Raw genomic sequence first — 20260 nt, forward strand, 5'->3', positions numbered from 1 at the left:
ATGTACAAACAAAGAATAGTTATAAAGGTTGGTACCAATGTAATGACCAACAAGGACAACAGAATTGTAAAACCAGTTTTAGATCACCTCGTACAACAAATTGCCGAACTCTATGATAAGGATATTATGTCTATCCTGGTGTCTTCGGGTTCTGTGATCGCAGGAATGGAGGTCATGGGAGAAAGTACCCTTACCGATCAGGCAACACGGAGACAGGTGTATTCCGCCATAGGACAACCACGAATGATGCGTCATTATTACAATATATTCCAGGACTATGGAATGAAATGTGCTCAGGTACTGGCGACCAAGAGGGACTTTAATCCCGGAATTCACCGAGAAAATATGATCAATTGTTATGAAGGGCTACTGTCTCAAGGGGTAGTGCCTATTGTGAATGAGGACGATGCCGTTACGCTGACAAAATCTATGTTTTCTGATAACGATGAGCTGGCCAGTTTGGTAGCCGAGTTGACCAATGCCGATAAACTGATAATTTTAACGGATACTGACGGACTTTTTACCGGGCATCCAGATGATGCCGATACCGAAGTCATAAGCAACGTAACGGTGGATCAAAATGTAGAGAAGTATATTAAAACCATTGAAAAAGGAGAAGCCGAAGGAAGAGGCGGAATGGAATCTAAATTAAAGATCGCCAAGAAGACCGCTTCCAAAAATATTCCTACTTATATTGCGAATGGTAAATGGAAGAGAGTTATTCTCGATATTGTAGAAGGAAAAGACGTAGGAACTAAGGTTACGGTTTAATTATTAAATTAAAGAATGAAATGAACACTTCTCAAAATTTGTCGCAATGACAAATGAAGATGTATCCATTACATTTGACCGTTAAAAAACAATAATTATCCACATACACATATGAAATTAATAAGTACAGCAATAAAAAATAAAGTGTTGCAGTCTATGATCGATATCCTAGATCGCAGACGTGACGATATTATAAAAGCGAACAAAAAAGATTTGGAGCTTTTTGATAAGAGCGATCGTGCTATGTACGATAGGCTTATCGTCGATGATAAAAAAGTAGACGGAATGATCAAATCTGTCCAGGAAGTCATGCAACAAGAAGATCCGGTAGGGAAGGTCAAGTCCGAGAAAAACTTGGACAATGGCCTAAAAATCCAGAACAAGACAGCGCCTTTCGGAACTATCATGATCATTTATGAGTCCAGACCCGATGTGACCATAGAAGCTGCCGTGTTGGCCTTTAAAGCCAACAATAAAATTCTTTTAAAAGGAGGAAAAGAAGCCATTCACAGCAATATAATATTGGAAGAGTGCTGGCATCAGGCCTTGGAAGAAAATAATCTAGATAGCGATTGGATAAAGTTGCTTCACTTAAACAGGGAAGAAACCCAAGCGTTCTTAAAAAAACCTACAGAGAAATTAGACCTGATCGTACCCCGAGGAGGAGAACGTCTTATCGCATTTGTAAAGGAACACGCCCAATGTGCAGTACTCATCAGCGGTAGGGGGAATAATTTTTTATATGTAGCCAAAGATGCCAACTGGGAACAGAGCATCAAGGTAATCCTCAATGCTAAAACCGATAAAATATCGGCTTGTAATGCGCTCGATAAAATTTTGGTCGATACTAGGATTCCAGAATATGAAAACAAAATAAAGGAACTAGCAAGTATATTGAAAGACCAAGGGGTTTCCCTAGTAGTGGACGAAACCATAGGCCAAGTGTTGACCACTGAAGCTAAAATAGTAGAAGAATCCCTGTGGTACCAAGAGTTCTTGGAAATGAAATGCCTTATTGGGGCGGTAGCGAGTATTGAAGAGGCTATAGCCAAGATTAATCAGTATTCTGGTGGTCACTCTGCAACCATTATGACCCAAGATCAGGAGTTGGCCATGGAATTTATGGACCAAGTAGATAGTGCCGCTGTATATCACAATGCCTCTACAAGGTTTACCGATGGTGGACAAATGGGCGTGGGCGCAGAATTGGCCATTAGTACCGACAAATTACACCATAGAGGTCCCCTTGGCTTAGAGCAATTGGTGACCAATAAATACTATGTTTTTGGAGATGGACAAATAAGGGTGTAACCCAAACTTAGTGTCTTTAAAATTAACATACAGCATGGTACTAGTACCATATAAGAGCGGGGCCGTTGCCCCGCTTTTATTTTTTAGAAACTAAAGTTTTCAATGATTTTATCATTAATATGCTAGCAGTTGGTAAAATTTGCAGATAACATAACAATATCGAAGCTTATTTTTTACTTCGGTAACCTAGATTTTAGCGCTATTTTGTACCTTGCCATTGTATGGTTTGTATAGGATATACCATCAGAGATTTAACCAATGATTATGGAAAACGACAAATTAAAAAAGGCAATTCAACTTTTTGACCAGGCCAATGCATTAGACCCTAATAGCGAGACGTATCAGGGCAAGGAGTACCCCAAAGAACTCCTATATGCCATGCGTATGACCGATAGATTAAATGCCTTTGCTCCTAATGCCAGTGAGGCCCTGCAGCTAACTGCCCGTTGCCAGCATATTTGTCGTTGGGAAATTGCTAGAGAATCCTATGAAATGAACCGGGAAGGGTATTTGCGATGGAGACAGGATCTTAAAAAGTTTCACGCAAAAAAAGCCAGTGACATCTTAACAAAAGTAGGGTATGACCAGACAACCATAGATAAGGTTGTTTTCTTGCTAGAAAAGAAACAATTAAAGAAAAATGAAGACACCCAGACCCTGGAAGATGTGATTTGTCTGGTGTTTTTAGAGTTTTATTTTGATGCTTTCACCAAAAAACATCCAGAAGAAAAGTTAGTGGATATCCTTCAAAAAACATGGCGCAAAATGTCGGATCAAGGCCATGAGGCGGCAATGAAACTACCGCTTCCCGATACAAGTGTGAGGTTGATAAAGAAAGCATTGGCATAACCCCCAAAGACAATGAAGATGGAGCGGAACGAACTATACCCTATTTTTTTAAAAGTATCCCAATTGAATGTTTTAATTGTGGGAGGGGGCAATGTTGGATTAGAGAAACTTACCTTTATGCTTAAATCTAGTCCCCATGCCAAGGTAGAGATGGTGGCTCCGGATTATTTGGAAGAAACCTTGGAATTGGCAAGGAAACACGATGTCGTAATTACCAAGGACAGCTATTCTCCTGCCTATTTGGAAGGAAGGCATATGGTCATTGCTACTACCGATAAGGTAGAAATTAACGAACAGGTATACCACGATTGTAGGGCCAGGCATATATTGGTCAATGTCGCCGACAATCCTCCCTTATGCGATTTTTACATGGGGGGTATTGTAACCAAAGGTAACGTAAAAGTGGCCATTTCCACCAATGGAAAATCGCCTACTACCGCGAAACGTTTACGACAATTTTTTGAGGACGTTATTCCAGAGAATATTGACGACTTGGTTAAAAACCTGAATGAATTCCGAAAAACAATAAAAGGCGATTTTGAAGAAAAAGTAGAGACTTTGAATGAATTTACCAAAGGCTTGGTGAACAAGAAAAAAGAGTAAAGATAGTGGCCTCTTTTAATGGCCATATTCTAGGTGATCAAAGCCATTCTTCCCAAGACATTCTATTGTGTCAAACTATAGGCTAAGGTAAACGATGCTTGTATAGTCAAATAATTAGTGCCCTTTTCTTTCCTATAAAAAATGCTTTTACGAAAGCGTTTTCGTTACCCTTTCTTTATGGACGAGGCAGTTGTAATTGTCTTAAATACAGTATGGTAGCCCTGTTCTGTAGGATGCTGTTAATAATATAGAATACCGTCCCGAGCTTTTCTATTTATCCTAAAAGCGGTATATGAGCCGGATTGTAATATATTTGAGAGAGGGGTAACATTCTTTTTATTCCCACCAAATAGAGAGTTGTATAAAATAAGGGTATGTATTATTTAGGATTAGATATTGGGAGTTCTTCCATTAAAGTGGCTTTGGTAGCTATGGCTACTGGAAAACCCGTCGGGGTAATTCAACAACCTGAAGAAGAAATGGGCATGCTGGCCCTTAAAAGAGGCTGGGCAGAACAGGACCCTAAGGAATGGTGGCAACATTGTTGTAAGGGGATACAAAGAATAAAACAGCAATTTGGAATTTCCGAAACTCAAATTAAAGGAATCGGTATTGCGTATCAAATGCACGGTTTGGTCATGCTCGATAGCGAAGGAGAACCTTTGAGAAAATCCATTATTTGGTGCGATAGCAGGGCCGTTGAAATTGGTCATCAGGCCTATGCGGCACTAGGGGAAGATCGTTGCAAGACCCATTTGCTAAATTCGCCCGCAAATTTTACGGCTTCAAAATTAAAATGGGTTAAAGAAAATGAACCCGATATTTATAAGAAGACCCATAAAATAATGTTGCCGGGCGATTATATAGCCTATCGCTTTAGTCATATCATGAACACTACCATTTCCGGACTCTCCGAAGGTGTTTTTTGGGATTTTAAGGAGAATGATATTGCAGCTATGTTGATGGAGTACTTTGGAATTTCTTCCGATCTTATCCCCGACATCGTTCCGACCTTTGGATTACAGGCAAAGGTAGATGCCCAAGGCGCGCGGGAAAGCGGCTTGGAAATAGGGACCCCTATTTTTTATAGGGCCGGGGACCAACCCAATAATGCCCTGTCCTTAAATGTATTTAACCCTGGAGAAGTAGCGGCAAACGGAGGTACCTCGGGGGTTGTGTATGCCGTCAGTCAGGCGATAAGCGGAAAGGAAAGTACACGGGTAAATAATTTTGCCCATGTAAACTACAGTAAGGAAACCCCTAGAATTGGAAAATTGTTAAATATAAATGGCGCCGGAATTCAGTACCGTTGGTTGCTGAACAATTTGGATGTGGATTCTTATGAAGAGATGAATGCCCTGGCGGCCAAAGTTCCGGTAGGGGCCGAAGGTGTTTGTATGATCCCCTTTGGGAACGGCGCAGAACGGATGTTGAACAATAGGGAAGTGGGTACCCGATTGCTGAATGTAAACCTAAACATCCATAACAAGGCACATATCTGTAGGGCGGCATTAGAAGGGATAGCCTTTTCTTTTGCCTATGGGATGGAAATTTTAATGTCCGATGGTATATCGATCGATGTGATGCGTGCAGGAAATGATAATCTTTTCCGCTCAGAAATATTCGCCAATACCTTGGCAACCTTGGTGTCTCAAGACATTGAAATTTACAACACCACCGGAGCAATAGGAGCCGCTAGGGCAGCCGGAATTTACGAAGGCGGGTTTGAGGAGTTTAGTGCCTATACCCTCAAAAATGACCACGTAAAGACTTATGGGCCGCTAAAGGATAAGGGAACTTACCTAAAGGCCTATGACATTTGGAAGAGAGAATTGGAACTAATTATTAATAGTTAAAAAAAAGAAAGATGGCTTTACTAGGCGATAAGGAATACTTTAAAGGTATTGGCGAAATTAAGTACGAAGGGAAGGATTCGGACAACCCCTTGGCTTTTAAATACTACAATCCAGAGCAATTAGTGGCGGGGAAGACCATGCGGGAGCATTTTAAATTTGCCATTGCGTATTGGCATAGCTTCTGTGGACAAGGTTCGGATCCATTTGGACCTGGAACACAAAATTTTGAATGGGATCAATCTTCAGATCCAATTCAAGCGGCCAAGGATAAGGCAGATGCCGCCTTTGAATTTATTAGTAAAATGGGCTTCGATTATTTTTGTTTTCACGATTTCGACCTTATTCAAGAAGCAGCAAGTTTTGCCGAATCGGAAAAACGTTTGCTGACGATTACCGATTATATCAAGGAAAAAAAAGCGGCCTCGGGCATTAAGTTGCTTTGGGGAACCGCCAATTGTTTTTCCAATCCACGATATATGAACGGAGCAGCCACGAATCCGGATTTTAATGTAGTGGCCAGGGCAGGCGGACAAATTAAATTGGCCTTGGATGCCACCATGGCCCTGGGAGGGGAGAATTATGTCTTCTGGGGTGGCCGTGAAGGTTATATGTCCCTATTGAATACCGATATGGGCCGCGAACTAGACCATATGGGACAGTTTTTGGCAATGGCCAGGGATTATGCGAGGGCACAAGGGTTTAAAGGAACCTTCTTTATAGAACCTAAACCTATGGAGCCTTCCAAACACCAATACGATTTTGATACCGCAACGGCCATAGGATTCCTAAGGGAATATGGTTTGGAAAAGGATTTTAAGATCAATGTAGAAGTCAACCACGCTACGCTGGCACAACATACTTTTCAACACGAACTGGCCGTAGCGGCAAAAGCCGGAATGTTGGGAAGTATCGACGCCAATAGGGGCGATTATCAGAACGGATGGGATACCGACCAGTTTCCTAACAATATTCAGGAGACCACAGAAGCCATGCTAGTCTTTTTAAAGGCAGGTGGGTTACAGGGGGGAGGCGTTAATTTTGATGCCAAAATAAGAAGGAACTCTACCGATATGGACGATCTTTTTCATGCCCATATCGGAGGGGCAGATACCTTTGCCCGTGCTTTGATAACAGCAGATAAAATCATAAGCTCTTCGGCCTACGAGAGTATGCGTAAAAATAGATATAGCTCCTTTGATACGGGCAAAGGTAAAGATTTTGAGAATGGAGCCTTACAATTACAAGACCTTTATAAGATCGCACAGGAGAATGGCGAGTTAAAGCTACAAAGCGGAAAACAAGAATTATTCGAGAATATCATCAATCAATATATTTAGGTGGCGAAACTGTAATTTTCTTGTCAATGAGCCCTAATGCTTTTCAGGAAAATGGTAAATTAGTAGCGCTTTGATTCCATAGGAAGCTGTTTAAAAATCTTTTTTAAACAGCTTTTTGTTGTAAAGCGATGTTGATATGAGAAAAATTGCCTTAAAAGATATTGCCGAACATTTTAATGTTTCTGTTTCTACAGTTTCTAAGGCCATTAACGATAGCCACGAGGTGAGTAGGGACCTGAAAACAAAAATCCGTGCGTATGCTACGGAAAACAATTATAGGCCCAATAAGATAGCCCTAAGCTTATTGAACAAAAAGACCAAAACAATTGGGGTAGTCGTACCCAATATTTTAAATTATTTCTTCACCCAAGTGTTTTCGGGCATAGAAAAAATAGCCACAGAGAAAGGGTATAATTTGCTGAGTTGTATTAGTGACGAATCTTATGACAAAGAAGTAAGAACCCTAGAGTTTTTGGGTGCAGGGACCGTAGATGGATTGATCATTTCGATGGCCGAAGAAACCCAGTTTAAAAACGACCTGAGCCATTTTAAAGACCTGTTGGGAATGCAAATTCCGTTGGTAATGTTCGATAGGGTTTCAGAAGATATCTGCTGTGATAAGGTGGTGGTCGATGATTTTGAGGCGGGATATAAAACAACCAACTATTTTTTAAATACGGCCTGTAAAACCATAGCGGTGGTTTCTGCCATAGATCATTCTAGTGTTGGTCGCCTTAGGGTTGCAGGATATCGGAAAGCTTTGGAAGAGGCACATATTGATTATGACGATAAATTGGTGGTAAGGGTAGGGAAGAATGACGATCTGGACCTTCTAATGGCTTTTCTGCTTAATTATAAACCCGTTGACGGGATTATGGCCATGGATGAAATTACGGCCGTTGAGGTAATGAAATTATTGAAATCTAGGGGGTATAGGATTCCAGGGGATATTGCTATGATCGGGTTTACCAATGGCAAATTATCAAAGTATGTTAGCCCGGCATTAACTTCGGTCAGTCAGCATGGAGCCTATATTGGAGAAACAGCAGCGAAGATCCTGATCGATAGGATAGAAGCTTCTTCGCCCTCGGAAGCGTATACCACCAAAGTGATAAAAACAAGCCTAATTGTACGCGATTCTACTAAAAAGTTGGAATAAGAATATGAAAAAAGAGGCCGTTTTAAATAGTAAAACAGCCTCTTTTTCAATAAAATTTGTACAGTTACTGTATAGGAACTAGTTTGTTCTCAACAACTTCCTGCATATAATCAATTTGTAACAAGGCTTTTTTAGTGAAATCGAACAGGCTTAAACACCTGTCCAAGTTCTGGTTCTCGTAAGAAACCTTGTAATAGATATTATTGTTAAGGTAATCTGTAAGTGCCCTTAGACCGTGGATAAACGGCATAAAAACGGCTCCCCAGGGTAAAAGAGATATTTCATCCTTAGTTAAAAAAGCACCATTTACGGACAAACCTTCCACAAAGGCCTCGAACAAGTTTTTCTCAAAAGTTATTTTTGAATGGTCTTGTTCATCCTCATTGGCAGTATTTGCGATAGTCCTAATGGCATCACCAAAATCATAGTAAAAATACCCCTTCATCACCGTATCCAAATCAATAAGGCAAAGGGCCTTGTTTTCTTCTTTTGAAAAAAGAATATTATTTAATTTGGTATCGTTATGACAAACTCTTAAAGGCAATTCGGCACTGTTAAGGGCTTTTAGTTTTTCCAAGGTATTCTTGGCAAAAACAATAGCATCCTTTGAGATGTCGAGTTTTTTAGGATCGGCATTTCCCAAAGCCTCCTCAAACTGTTGCTGTCTAAGAGACAGGTCGTGAAAACGAGGAATGGTATCTACATAGTTTTCTATACTGGCATCGGCCAACAATTGATGAAACTTCCCAACAATACGTCCTGCCTCTTGGGCAATTTTCGTATCTGTGGTCGTGTTGTGGGCCGTTGAGTTGCCTATATAGGTCATTAACCTCCAATAGCCTCCTTCTTCCTCATTAAAATAGGTAGCGCCCGATTTGGTTTTTACCAATTCTATAGTGCTATAGCTAGGATCGACTAAATAAGAAAAGGCATCTTCTATATTATCCATAATGCCTTTCACATCCTGAAAAACATTTTGGTTTATTCGTTGAAAGATATACAAAGGGGTAGTGCCGTCCATCACCAAATAGGTGTCGTTGATATACCCTTGGTTAATGGTTTGTAATTGATATTCTTTTGGTTCAATTCTAAAATTGCCCAAAACCCCATTTATAGTGTCGTTTTTTGTAGCCATCATTGCTTATACCTTCTGAGCAGCTTCCCAAATCGGTGATGGGTAACCATTAGTGTCGGTCATTTTCTGTAATTCGCTTACCGCCATATCTTTATCGTTAGCATAAGTAACTCCAAACCACTTACTGTCCGATGGAATAACAGCTGCATCGATCATATCGCGACTGATCATTTCCTTTATGGCAAAAGGAAGGTAAATCTCGCCCTTGGCAATATTTTTTTCGTCGGCAATAAATTCTTTAAGGTATTCCGTAGTGAAATCGAAAATAGAAGGATGGCATACCCAGAAGTTCATACTTACCAATTCTTCGCCTGTAAACTCTACATTGGCATCAGTATCTATAATCGTTCCGTCATTGATTTCTATTTTTGTGTGCTCGTTGATAGAAGTCAGTTTTCCATTCTCTGCCGTACAAACCCCTCTAGAAACCGATCCGTGTTCGGATAAAGTGTTCTTAAGGGTATAGGCTACCAATCCAAAAGTCTTATCAGTGGTATTCGATTTCATAAAATCGGCAGCACTTTTAAAGGCTTCCTTACCGTAGTAATCATCGGCATTGATAATGGCAAATGGCCCTTTAACCACGTTTCTGGCGGTCCAAACGGCATGGGCAGTTCCCCATGGTTTAGCACGCTCCCCACTAAAGGTAACTCCTTCTGGAAGGTCGGAAACTTCTTGGGCAACTACATCCAACTGAATGTTTTCTGGTAATCTAGCGGAAAGGTAATCTTGTAAAAAAGTTACATTTTCTTTTTTGGTAACGGCAACAATATGGTTAAACCCGTTATTTAGTGCATCATGAAGACTAAATTCCATTAAGAATTCGCCCTTAGGACCAAGTTCATCAAATTGTTTTAGTTTTCCATATCGGCTTCCATTTCCGGCTGCCATTAAAAGTAATGTCATAATTGCTAGTTTTTATTTTGCAAAAATATGGTTTTTATGGTAAAGGTCTCCTGAAATCACATGATTTCCAAATTTTTATCATTATCTAAGATTTGTTTTAGGAATTGTGAATATTTTAAAATAAGCCGATTTTATAGATTCAAATCCTTAGAAAGCACTCAAGATGCCATGGTAAATACATGAAATTTAATGGGCTGCAATAGGTAATTTGGCCTTTTACTTTTAATGCTGCAATTATAATCGAGACGGTAACCTGACAGTTGTCATGTTTTATCCCCAACTGCTGCGGTAAATTTGTTGGGAACTAAAAATAAGATATGCGCAACCTAGTACAAAAGTATAATGTTCCCGGACCTCGTTACACCAGTTACCCTACCGTTCCCTATTGGAATTTGAATACTTTCTCCGGTCAAGATTGGAAAACGAGCGTACGAGAAAGTTTTAATGAAACCAACGAAAAAGAGGGGATTAGTCTTTACATCCATTTGCCTTTCTGTGAAAGCCTGTGTACTTTTTGTGGTTGCCATAAACGGATAACGAAGCGGCACGAAGTAGAAAACCCATATATATCCCATGTGTTAAAAGAATGGGAACTGTACTGTAATCTATTCCCTAACAAACCAAAAATAAAGGAACTGCATTTAGGAGGCGGTACCCCGACCTTCTTTTCGCCAGAAAATTTAACGCGATTGATCAAAGGAATTTTTAAGGGTGCCGAAAGGGCAGAGGGCTATGAGTTTAGTTTTGAAGGACATCCTAATAATACGACTAAGGAGCATTTACAGACCTTATTCGATCTGGGCTTTAGGCGCGTGAGTTATGGGGTGCAAGATTATAATGGGAAAGTGCAAAAGGCCATTCACAGGATTCAGCCTTTTGAAAATGTGCAAAAAGTGACGCAATGGGCACGAGAAATTGGCTATACTTCGGTAAGCCATGATATTATTTTCGGTTTGCCATTCCAAAATGTAGCAGATGTAGCCCACACCATATTAAAAACAAAGGAATTAAAACCAGACCGATTGGCCTTCTATAGCTATGCCCATGTGCCTTGGTTAAAGGGGAATGGTCAAAGAGGATACCAGGATGCAGATTTGCCAACAGCAGAAGAGAAACGCATCCAATATGAAAAAGGGAAAGAATTACTGGTGGAAGTAGGATATCGGGAAATAGGAATGGATCACTTTGCAGTAACAGAAGACAGCCTTTATAAGGCCATGGAAAAAGGTAGCTTACACCGGAACTTTATGGGGTATACGGCTTCAAAAACTCAATTGATGTTGGGCTTAGGCGTATCTGCCATTAGCGATAGCTGGTCTGGGTTTGCCCAAAATGTAAAAAGCTTGGAAGAGTATGGCCACCTGATCGATAATAATATTATACCTATTTATAGAGGACACATGTTGTCGGAGGAGGATAAAATCATCAGAAAACATATTTTGGATATAATGTGTACCTTCAAAACAAACTGGGGCAGGGAACCCGAAATTTTAGCTGAATTGCCACTGATAAAGGAAAAACTTAGGGAAATGTCTCTGGATGGTTTGGTGACTCTGTCAGATACAGGGGTGTCGGTAACGGATAAAGGAAGGCCGTTTGTACGGAATATAGCCATGGCCTTCGATCTTTTATTGCATAGAAAGGAACCCAATACCAGATTGTTTTCCATGACTATTTAATTCTCGGAGCTGAGAAAAACAACATAATAGCAAGGGGCAGCGTTTTATAAGAGATGGATAGTAGTAAACGTAAAAATATAATAAGATGAAAAAAATTATTGTACCGGTAGATTTTTCAAAACAATCAGAAATTGCGTTAAAAGCGGCAGCTTCCTTAGCTAGAAAAAAAGGTTCGGAAATCTTTGTGCTGCACATGTTAGAATTGTCGGCCGCCCTGATGACTTATAATGAACATGCCCAATACGAGCATGCTACTTTTTTAATTAAATTGGCAGAAAAGAAGTTTGCTGCTTTTTTAAACAAACCATATTTGAAGGGACTAAAAATCACCCCTATCGTCAAGCATCACAAAGTGTATAGTGAGGTCAATGAAGTAGTCGAAAAGCATAATGTCGATTTAATAGTAATGGGGTCTCATGGGACCGACGGAATTAAGGAAATATTTGTAGGTTCTAACGCTGAAAAAATGGTTAGAAACTCCGAAATTCCCGTATTGGTCATTAAGGACGAAATTGAGGACTTTGACGTAAAGCGTGTTGTTTTTGCCTGTGATTTCAAGGAAGAAAATATAGAGGCCTTCCAAAAGGCAATAGAATTCACCGATAAACTTTCTGCAAGCCTGTTTTTGGTGTTTATAAATACCCCGGGAGACAATTTTTTAAGCACATCCGATGCCTATACCAGAATATCTAAGTTTTTACAAAAGGCCTCGTCTGGACTAAAAGTAGAGATTTATAATGATTATAGTGTAGAAAGGGGAATTCATAACTTCAGTAATAGCATCAATGCAGATCTAATAGGAATGCCTACCCATGGGAGAAAAGGGTTAACCCACTTCTTTATGGGCAGTATTGGTGAAGATGTTGTGAACCATTCAAAAATACCGGTAATCACTTTTAAAATATAGCAAAATAACCGCTAATGAAAGCAGGGTTTAATCCTGATAAGATAAAAAGCCTCCTTAGGAAAACAACTTCCTGACGAGGCTTTTTTTGTGATGTATAAAACCAAAAAATAATTGGCTTTTATTTTTTGAACAAATTAAAGAGGGTTTTTGGGGTCGGTTTTTCCAATATGGTTTAGGTAAAACTTCCAGGCTTGATGGGCTACATCCCTTCCGAGTTGCAGGCCGGCCACATTGTCTGCCTGAATATGGTAACCTCCCATCACTCTCGATATACCCGCCAAATTAGCGGTTTCGGTAAAACTAGGGAATTTAATGGTTACGGTATCTCCGACATTTTCGGGTTCGGTAAGTGCCCCAGGAACTAGCTGTACTTCTTCTCCGAAGAAATCGTCCCCCGTAAATAATCGTAAGGCTTCTGCACACCCGCCGCTAATAGTACTATGACCGGAGACATAACTGGGAAAGGGAGGACAAAGAAATTCTTCGGGCGAATAGGGCTGCCATTCGCTTCCCTTAAGTTCTCCCCACCCTTGCTCGCGGCCTTTCCAGCCATTAATGACCATATCGGGGTAATACGCATGTACCAAGGCATATGGCCTGGCCGAATCATAATACATTTTAGCGTCCCAAGAAGCAATAAAGGCATCCATGGCCGTTATTTGTGTCAGGAAATACATTTTTACGTCCATGTCCAAAGTGTTGGCGTCCCTTCTAGAAACGTCTTGGGCAAACTTAAGCCAATGTCCCGCTTGTTGAACAGATTGGGGACCGTCTCTCATAAACTCTACCAGGGCTTTTTCTTCTGGACTTAGGTTTGTCTGAAGGCTGATGACTTCTTTCACCTCTTTTTCCATTTGTTCAGAACCCACTAGTGGTGGTGGGCCAGGTCTAAACTGATCCGCTGATTGAAGGGCAATTGGTTGTACCTTGTTCCAAAAGGGAGTTAAACAACTAGGGGCAAATTTACCGCCCTTGCCATCGGAGAAATATTTTGGCTGCCAGCGATCTATATCCACATTAACATCTGGGCTGTTTATAGGTTGGTAGTTCGAATAATCGTAATAAGGGGTGCCATCAGACCCTGGCTCTTCTCCATGTTGGTTGGATCCATCAAATTTTCGAGCCTCTATTACTGCTTTCGCGGCAAGGTTGCCAATACCTTCGGGTGTTTTGGGGTCTAAGGAAGTATTATCGGGGTCCAGCCCTAATTCTACCATAAAGCTTCGGAATAAATCCTGGTCCGAATAGTAGTATTCGCTCAAAGTTCGGAAAGCGGCATAACTGATTGCTATTTCCTTTTGTTTTAAAGTCCGCTCAGATTCAGCCTGCCTTTTTACGTCCTTTAAGTATACGGGAACCGCAGTATCGTCATAGACAGACCAAGCGTCGAAAATAGAAATAAAAATAAGTCCCAAATAACGCGAAGTTACTGTAGGTCTTGGCTTAAATCTTTCCGTATCATTGGCGGTGGCCGTTAGAGCTATTTCTCCCCATTTATAGGCAAGGTTTTCGGCCCCTACAGGTTCAAGGGAACTTTCCGTTTTTGGGTAGTTTTTGCAGCTCAACATAATAAATAGTGCACTGCAGAGTACTAATAATTTATTTGTCATTGGTTATATAAAGAATAAATGTTAACAAAATGTAAATATATGGGATTGTGCAAAACTGGAAAAGAAGGTTTTTGTGAAATATTTTAAGTGTGGCATTCCAGAGTACTGGAAATTATTTGTCGCACTGGTTCGGGAGAAATATAGGGGATCCCCAACCCTAGGCCTCTTAGAATAAAAAGGATGCCGACAAGGACGACAAATACAGGAATTAATCGCTGTATATTTCTTTTGGCACTCCCCTTTAGTAGGTTGCTAAAATAGATGGCTGCCGTCATTAAGGGAATGGTTCCCACGCCAAAAAGGAACATAAAAAGCGTCCCCAGCCATGGGTTTCCCATCCCAATAGCACCGAATATAGCCATGTATACCATGCCACAAGGAAGAAAGCCATTTAAGAAACCTATGGTAAAAAAGGTGTCTAGGGTTTTCTTTTTTAGCGCTTGGCCTAGGTTGGTTTTTAAGTTGGCCAAAAGCCCGTAGATCGGTTTGGAAAAATTATACTTATTGAAGGTCTTGTAGGGGAGTAGTACCACAATTATCATTAACACACCTATGATAATCGATAGCTTTTGTTGTTGCCCAAAAATATAGACACCTTTTCCCAATAGCCCAAAGACCAATCCTAAAAAGCTATAGGCAGTTAGTCTTCCAAAGTGGTATAAAAATACTTGAAGGAATTTTTTAAAGGGGTCTTGGCGATCTACCGGAAGCATAAAAGCAATGGGGCCACACATTCCGACACAGTGGAAACTCCCCATTAAGCCCAGTATGAAAGCAGGTAATAACATAGTTGTAATTAAAAGAGACGGGAAAAACCCAAAATAAATAGCGTTTTAAACATCAGTAGGTTATTTTTTCCTTGTGCATAAATACTTCTCCTTTATGCTCCCAAGCAATTTTAATATCCCACCGTCCCTCTACCATTCGCTTGTTGGGGATGAGTACTTTTGCCTCGGATAAACGTAAAGGGAAATTATAATCTAAATGCTTGTTAGAAGGCCGGTACAGAAAAACCTTTCCCGTGACCTCCGAAGGGTTTATAGTGTTGGGGAATTGTAACAAAAGACCTTCGGTCGTTTTTACAATTCTTATGGTTTGTTTATGCTTATTGGCATTGTTTTCGGCATCGATCTCTTTTTGGAACCCAAGTTCGGTCTTGTAATATTCCTCGGTGACCAAATCGTGGTTGGTCCTATCGTCCATGCTCATGCGTACTACAAAAAATAAGATGAAACTTATAAATGCTATAAATGCCAGTACTATGGATGTTCCCCAATTAATTTTCATCGTCTTTGTTTTATTGGGAGGTTTTAAATACTCCCTGTGTTTGTTTTATGTTGCTATATTATTTGTCACCTCTTTATGCGATCCTTTAAATAGGGGGGCTAAGATGTGTCAAAACATTACTTATAACTTCTCGGTGCCAAAAACCGGGCCGTGGTAGTTTCAATTAAATCCTCACCACTGTACACGCCTATCCTAAGCTTGTCCTTGTCGCCATTTAAGGCCGAATTGTTTATTTCTATAAATAGGGTTCCTTCAGAAAGCCCTTGGGCCGGTACATTAAAATTTTCATGGGTAACCACTTCTATCTTTCCATTGTGGGAAAGTAGTTTAAAACTAACATCGTCAATAGTTCTGGTGGTTTTATTCAGTAATTTATAGGTGAACACATTACTGATAATGTTATTTTCTTTATGCTCGTACAATTGGCCTGGTAGGCGAAGAATATTAGCTTCCAGATCGTTCCTTAAAAAAAGCATTCCCGCTAAAATTCCTGTCAGTATAAGCAGTACAGCACTGTATCCTTTTAATCTAGGGGTAAATGTAAAGGGCGTTTTCTTCTCTATGTTTTCCTCACTGGCGTACCTAATTAACCCTTTTGGTAAATGAACGTTCTCCATGATGGTATCACATTCATCTATACAAGCGGTGCAGTTAACACACTCTAATTGAGTTCCGTTTCTAATATCAATCCCGGTAGGACATACGTTGACACATTGGAAACAATCGATACAATCGCCATGGCCAAGGGCCTGTCTGTCTTCTCCTTTTTTAAATTTCTTGCGACCATTCTTACCTTCTCCACGTTTGTGGTCATAGGCAACGACGATAGATTTGTTGTCGAGCAATACTCCTTGCATTCTTCCATAGGGACAGGCAATGATACAGACCTGTTCGCGAAACCAGGCAAAAACAAAAAAGAATACTGCGGTAAATATCAATAGGGACACCAAGGTGCTTATATGCTGAAACGGTCCCTGGCTTATATATAGTAACAACCTATCGCTTCCAATAAGGTACGCTAGGAAAACATTGGCTATTAGGAACGAAATGAAAAAGAAAACGGTCCATTTTAGGGCTCTTTTTTTGATTTTTTCGGCATTCCACCCCTGTCTATCCAATCGTTTTTGTGCTCCTCGGTCGCCATCTATCCAATATTCAACACGTCTAAAGACCATCTCCATAAAGATGGTTTGAGGACATAGCCATCCGCAAAAAATTCTTCCAAAAGCTACGGTGAACAGCGCTATAAAAACAACCCCTATGATCATAGAAAGCACAAAGAGGTAGAAGTCCTGTGGCCAAAACGGCAGGCCAAAGATGTTAAAACGTCTTTCTAAAACGTTGAACATTAAAAATTGATTGCCATTTATTTTTATAAACGGAGAGGCCAGTAGAAAAAGCAATAACGCATAACTAACATATTTTCGATACTCGTACAGTGGGCCGCTTGGCTTTTTGGGAAAAACCCAAGCTCTTTTTCCCTCCTTATTGATCGTTCCTATTGAGTCCCTAAAATTTTCTTCCATGGCTAGTTGTTATCGCGCTGCTAAACGTGCTTTTAAATACTCTTTATTTATGGTTCTTCGGTCCAAATTTCTCCTTCTGGATCTTTGGGGTTTGCCGGCGTTTGACCATGAAGGGCGTATACATAACTCGCTACTTGTGCTATTTCCAATGGTTTTAAGCTCTGTTTCCAGGCGATCATTCCTTTTCCGGCCCTACCGCCTTCGGAAATAGTGCTAAAAATATTTTTGATTCCGCCCCCTATAATCCAATGGTCATCGGTAAGGTTAGGACCTATTCCACCACCGCCATCGGCCATATGGCAGGCCACGCAATTCGATTGGTAGATAGCCTCTCCAGCCTTAAGATCCGAAGCTTCGGTTAATACTTCTACGGTAGAAGCGTCGACCAACCCCTTGGCATTTTTCTTGTACTCGGCGATATCGATTTGGGCAGCAGCGACTTCTTTTTCGTATTCTACGTCCTGATTGTCACCGTTGAAGATGTGATACCTGGCCATATAAACAATACCAAAAATGATGGAGGCATAGAACATATATACCCACCATGGCGGAAGGTTGTTGTCCAATTCTTTAATACCGTCGTAATTATGGTCTAAAATTATCTCTGCTTCTTCTTCCACTGGTTTGTTACCGGTCATTTTAGCCAATAAACGTTTTGCCCAGCCCCATTGGTAGGGTTTGGAACTATTGGCCAAATACCGTTGCTGAGCCTCTTTAGAGAGGGTGTGGTACATGACATTCTCTATGGATCGTAGGATTAATTCTATCGCGATGAGAAGAAATAATACGAACAATAAAAAAAACAAGGTTATTGGATAGGCGATAAAGGCAGGTTGGTCTCCAGATTCAATCGCGAATTCCATCAGTCCAAAGATGAGGAAGAAGATTACGGGAATTCTAATCCACCATGGCATATTATTTTTCATCTGTATTAGTTTAATGGGTTATTATCATCTTCTAGTGGAATGGCACTTACTTCAGAAATATGCTGTTTAGAAGCAGTAAACACCCACCAAAAAAGGACTGTAAAAAAAACAAAGAAGATTAATAATGAGATCATCGGATAGGTTGCTATCCCTTCAATGCTCTCCATATGATTTTTAATGAACTTTAGCATAGTCTGTTAGTTTTGTGAGATTATTTCGTCGGTTTCTTTTATTTTGATATCCGTTCCCAAACGCTGTAGGTAGGCGATCAGGGATACGATCTCCCTATTTCTCATTTCTACAAATTCCTCCCCGTTCTCAAGGGCATATTTTTTGTCGGCCTCGTATGTTTTGGCAAAATCTGGATCGGCATACAGGTTCTTTTCGATCTGGGTAGCCTGTTCGTCCATCCAATTTTCGGCATTGGCAATTTCTTCTTCGGTATAAGGAACCCCAAGGTTAACCATGGCTTCCATTTTTCCTTGAATATTACTGCGGTCGTGTTCGTTGTGCACCAACCATTGGTAGGCCGGCATTATAGATCCAGAGGAGGTACTCTGTGGGTCGTACATATGGTTTAGGTGCCAGTTGTCCGAATACTTTCCGCCGACCCTTAATAAATCGGGACCTGTACGTTTGCTACCCCATAAAAAAGGATGGTCGTATACAAATTCTCCGGCCTTGGAGTACTCTCCGTAACGTTCTACCTCGCTTCTAAAAGGTCTAACCATTTGTGAGTGACAACCAACACAACCCTCACGGATATATAAATCCCTGCCCTCTAATTCTAATGGAGTATATGGCTTTACACTGGTAATGGTCGGAATGTTCGATTTTACCAAGATGGTCGGAACAATTTGTATGACCCCGCCTATTAATATAGCAATGGTTGCAAAAATGGTCAATTGAATAGGCTTACGTTCTATCCAAGTATGCCAAGTTTCTCCGGCCGTTCTTTTCTTGGATACCCTGGTCAAGGCAGGAGCTTCTGCCAATTCGTCCGCTACTTTAGTCCCCTTTTTTATGGTCAGGGCCACGTTATAGATCATCACGATAGCCCCAAGAATATACATGCTTCCTCCAATGGCACGCATCCAGTACATAGGTATTATTTCGGTAACGGTTTCTAAAAAGTTTCCATAAACCAAGGTGCCGTCCGGATTAAATTCCTTCCACATAAGAGCCTGCATAAACCCGGCAACGTACATAGGCAAGGCGTATAAAATAATCCCTAGGGTGCCTATCCAAAAGTGAAAATTGGAAAGTGCGGTAGAATACATTTTTGTCTTAAACATTTTCGGAACCAACCAATAGATCATTCCAAAGGTCATAAAGCCGTTCCATGCCAAAGCCCCAACGTGTACGTGGGCAATAATCCAATCACTGAAATGCGCAATCGCGTTCACGTTTTTAAGAGAAAGCATAGGGCCTTCAAAAGTGGCCATTCCATAACCGGTAATCGCAACTACCATAAATTTTAAAACAGGATCGGTCCGCACTTTGTCCCATGCGCCCCGCAGGGTCAATAAACCGTTGATCATCCCTCCCCAAGACGGAGCAAGCAGCATAATAGAAAACGCTACGCCTAAGTTTTGCGCCCAATCCGGTAAAGAAGAATACAATAAATGATGCGGTCCGGCCCAGATATAAATAAAAATCAAGGACCAAAAGTGTACAATAGATAAACGATAAGAATATATAGGTCTGTTGGCCGCTTTAGGAACAAAATAGTACATCAGGCCCAAGAACGGCGTGGTAAGGAAAAATGCGACCGCATTATGGCCGTACCACCATTGTACCAAAGCATCTTGTACCCCGGCATACACAGAGTAACTTTTAAAAGCACTTACCGGTAAGGACAAGCTATTAAAGATGTGAAGTACCGCTACCGTGACAAAAGTAGCCAGGTAAAACCAAATGGCGACATATAAATGTCGCTGTCTCCTCCTTAACATGGTACCAATAAGGTTCCAGCCAAAGGCTACCCAAACCACAGTAATAGCAATGTCTATAGGCCATTCTAGTTCTGCGTACTCCTTGGAAGAGGTATAACCAAGAGGTAGGGTAATGGCCGCGGCAACAATAATGGCCTGCCAGCCCCAAAAATTAAAGTTGCTCAGGGCATCACTGAACATTCTTGCCTTTAACAAGCGCTGAGTAGAATAATATACCCCGGCAAAAATGGCATTTCCGATGAAAGCAAAAATTACGGCATTGGTATGCAAGGGCCTAAGACGACCAAAACTTAACCATGAAATACCATCGGTGATATTTGGAAATAGAAACATAAAGGCAAGCAGCAAGCCTACCGACATTCCTATAATTCCCCAGAACATTGTTGCATAGAGGAACTTTTTTACGATCTTATTATCGTAATAAAACTGCTGTACTTCCATAA

Annotated in this window: 18 protein-coding genes; 9 read left to right on the top strand and 9 right to left on the bottom strand. The window is 40.7% G+C overall.

The genetic code is table 11. The features are described 5' to 3' along the window. From proB to BUA16_RS11520, 7 genes are all read left to right on the top strand, one after another. The gene (gene proB, locus BUA16_RS11490) at positions 1 to 771 is read left to right on the top strand and encodes a glutamate 5-kinase (RefSeq protein WP_072764896.1); all 771 of its coding nucleotides are present in this window, start codon (positions 1 to 3) and stop codon (positions 769 to 771) included. Positions 772 to 882: 111 nt separating this feature from the next. Beyond that, a complete protein-coding gene (locus BUA16_RS11495; RefSeq protein WP_072764897.1) occupies positions 883 to 2082 on the top strand; it encodes a glutamate-5-semialdehyde dehydrogenase in 1200 nt (399 codons plus the stop codon). A gap of 264 nt (positions 2083 to 2346) precedes the next feature. Beyond that, a complete protein-coding gene (locus tag BUA16_RS11500) occupies positions 2347 to 2931 on the top strand; it encodes a DUF4202 domain-containing protein (RefSeq protein ID WP_072764944.1) in 585 nt (194 codons plus the stop codon). A gap of 18 nt (positions 2932 to 2949) precedes the next feature. Beyond that, a complete protein-coding gene (locus BUA16_RS11505; RefSeq protein WP_072764943.1) occupies positions 2950 to 3534 on the top strand; it encodes a precorrin-2 dehydrogenase/sirohydrochlorin ferrochelatase family protein in 585 nt (194 codons plus the stop codon). Positions 3535 to 3908: 374 nt separating this feature from the next. Then, the gene (locus tag BUA16_RS11510; protein ID WP_072764898.1) at positions 3909 to 5390 is read left to right on the top strand and encodes a xylulokinase; all 1482 of its coding nucleotides are present in this window, start codon (positions 3909 to 3911) and stop codon (positions 5388 to 5390) included. A gap of 11 nt (positions 5391 to 5401) precedes the next feature. Then, a complete protein-coding gene (gene xylA / locus BUA16_RS11515) occupies positions 5402 to 6727 on the top strand; it encodes a xylose isomerase (RefSeq protein WP_072764899.1) in 1326 nt (441 codons plus the stop codon). A gap of 136 nt (positions 6728 to 6863) precedes the next feature. Then, complete coding sequence (locus tag BUA16_RS11520) at positions 6864 to 7886, top strand: LacI family DNA-binding transcriptional regulator (RefSeq protein WP_072764900.1); 1023 nt, start codon at positions 6864 to 6866, stop codon at positions 7884 to 7886. Between the two features lie 64 nt (positions 7887 to 7950). Here the strand turns inward: BUA16_RS11520 and BUA16_RS11525 are convergent, their stop codons facing one another. Both BUA16_RS11525 and BUA16_RS11530 read right to left on the bottom strand, forming a co-directional pair. Further along, positions 7951 to 9024, bottom strand: a complete 1074-nt coding sequence (locus tag BUA16_RS11525) for a phosphotransferase enzyme family protein (RefSeq protein WP_245795555.1) — start codon at positions 9022 to 9024, stop codon at positions 7951 to 7953. 3 nt (positions 9025 to 9027) lie between these two features. Continuing rightward, entirely contained in the window at positions 9028 to 9927 is a 900-nt protein-coding gene (locus tag BUA16_RS11530; RefSeq protein WP_072764901.1) for a nucleotidyltransferase family protein, read from the bottom strand. A 317-nt stretch (positions 9928 to 10244) separates the two neighbouring features. On the opposite strand from BUA16_RS11530, the gene hemN reads away from it, so the two are divergent. Next, positions 10245 to 11606: an oxygen-independent coproporphyrinogen III oxidase gene (gene hemN, locus BUA16_RS11535; RefSeq protein ID WP_072764902.1), complete on the top strand. Its 1362-nt coding sequence runs from the start codon at positions 10245 to 10247 to the stop codon at positions 11604 to 11606. Between the two features lie 85 nt (positions 11607 to 11691). Beyond that, on the top strand, positions 11692 to 12513 hold the full coding sequence (locus BUA16_RS11540; RefSeq protein ID WP_072764903.1) for a universal stress protein: 822 nt from the start codon (positions 11692 to 11694) through the stop codon (positions 12511 to 12513). Positions 12514 to 12647: 134 nt separating this feature from the next. On the opposite strand, the gene BUA16_RS11545 is transcribed toward BUA16_RS11540, so the two are convergent. The 7 genes from BUA16_RS11545 to ccoN all read right to left on the bottom strand — a co-directional run bounded on the left by BUA16_RS11545 (position 12648) and on the right by ccoN (position 20258). Further along, positions 12648 to 14123, bottom strand: coding sequence for a vanadium-dependent haloperoxidase (locus BUA16_RS11545; RefSeq protein WP_072764904.1), 1476 nt, complete (start codon positions 14121 to 14123; stop codon positions 12648 to 12650). An 83-nt stretch (positions 14124 to 14206) separates the two neighbouring features. Then, positions 14207 to 14911 carry a sulfite exporter TauE/SafE family protein gene (locus BUA16_RS11550; RefSeq protein WP_072764905.1) on the bottom strand — a complete coding sequence of 235 codons (705 nt, stop codon included), beginning with the start codon at positions 14909 to 14911 and terminating at the stop codon, positions 14207 to 14209. 52 nt (positions 14912 to 14963) lie between these two features. Continuing rightward, a complete protein-coding gene (locus BUA16_RS11555) occupies positions 14964 to 15410 on the bottom strand; it encodes a FixH family protein (RefSeq protein ID WP_072764906.1) in 447 nt (148 codons plus the stop codon). Between the two features lie 116 nt (positions 15411 to 15526). Beyond that, positions 15527 to 16936: a cytochrome c oxidase accessory protein CcoG gene (gene ccoG / locus BUA16_RS11560; protein ID WP_072764907.1), complete on the bottom strand. Its 1410-nt coding sequence runs from the start codon at positions 16934 to 16936 to the stop codon at positions 15527 to 15529. Between the two features lie 47 nt (positions 16937 to 16983). Then, positions 16984 to 17862, bottom strand: a complete 879-nt coding sequence (locus BUA16_RS11565; RefSeq protein ID WP_072764908.1) for a cbb3-type cytochrome c oxidase N-terminal domain-containing protein — start codon at positions 17860 to 17862, stop codon at positions 16984 to 16986. 5 nt (positions 17863 to 17867) lie between these two features. Further along, a complete protein-coding gene (locus BUA16_RS11570) occupies positions 17868 to 18053 on the bottom strand; it encodes a cytochrome C oxidase subunit IV (protein ID WP_072764909.1) in 186 nt (61 codons plus the stop codon). Positions 18054 to 18059: 6 nt separating this feature from the next. Then, positions 18060 to 20258 (bottom strand): cytochrome-c oxidase, cbb3-type subunit I, encoded by a 2199-nt coding sequence (gene ccoN, locus BUA16_RS11575; protein ID WP_072764910.1) that lies wholly within the window; start codon positions 20256 to 20258, stop codon positions 18060 to 18062. Positions 20259 to 20260: the final 2 nt, after the last annotated feature.

This window comes from Arenibacter nanhaiticus, from assembly GCF_900141935.1.
GTDB lineage: Bacteria > Bacteroidota > Bacteroidia > Flavobacteriales > Flavobacteriaceae > Arenibacter > Arenibacter nanhaiticus.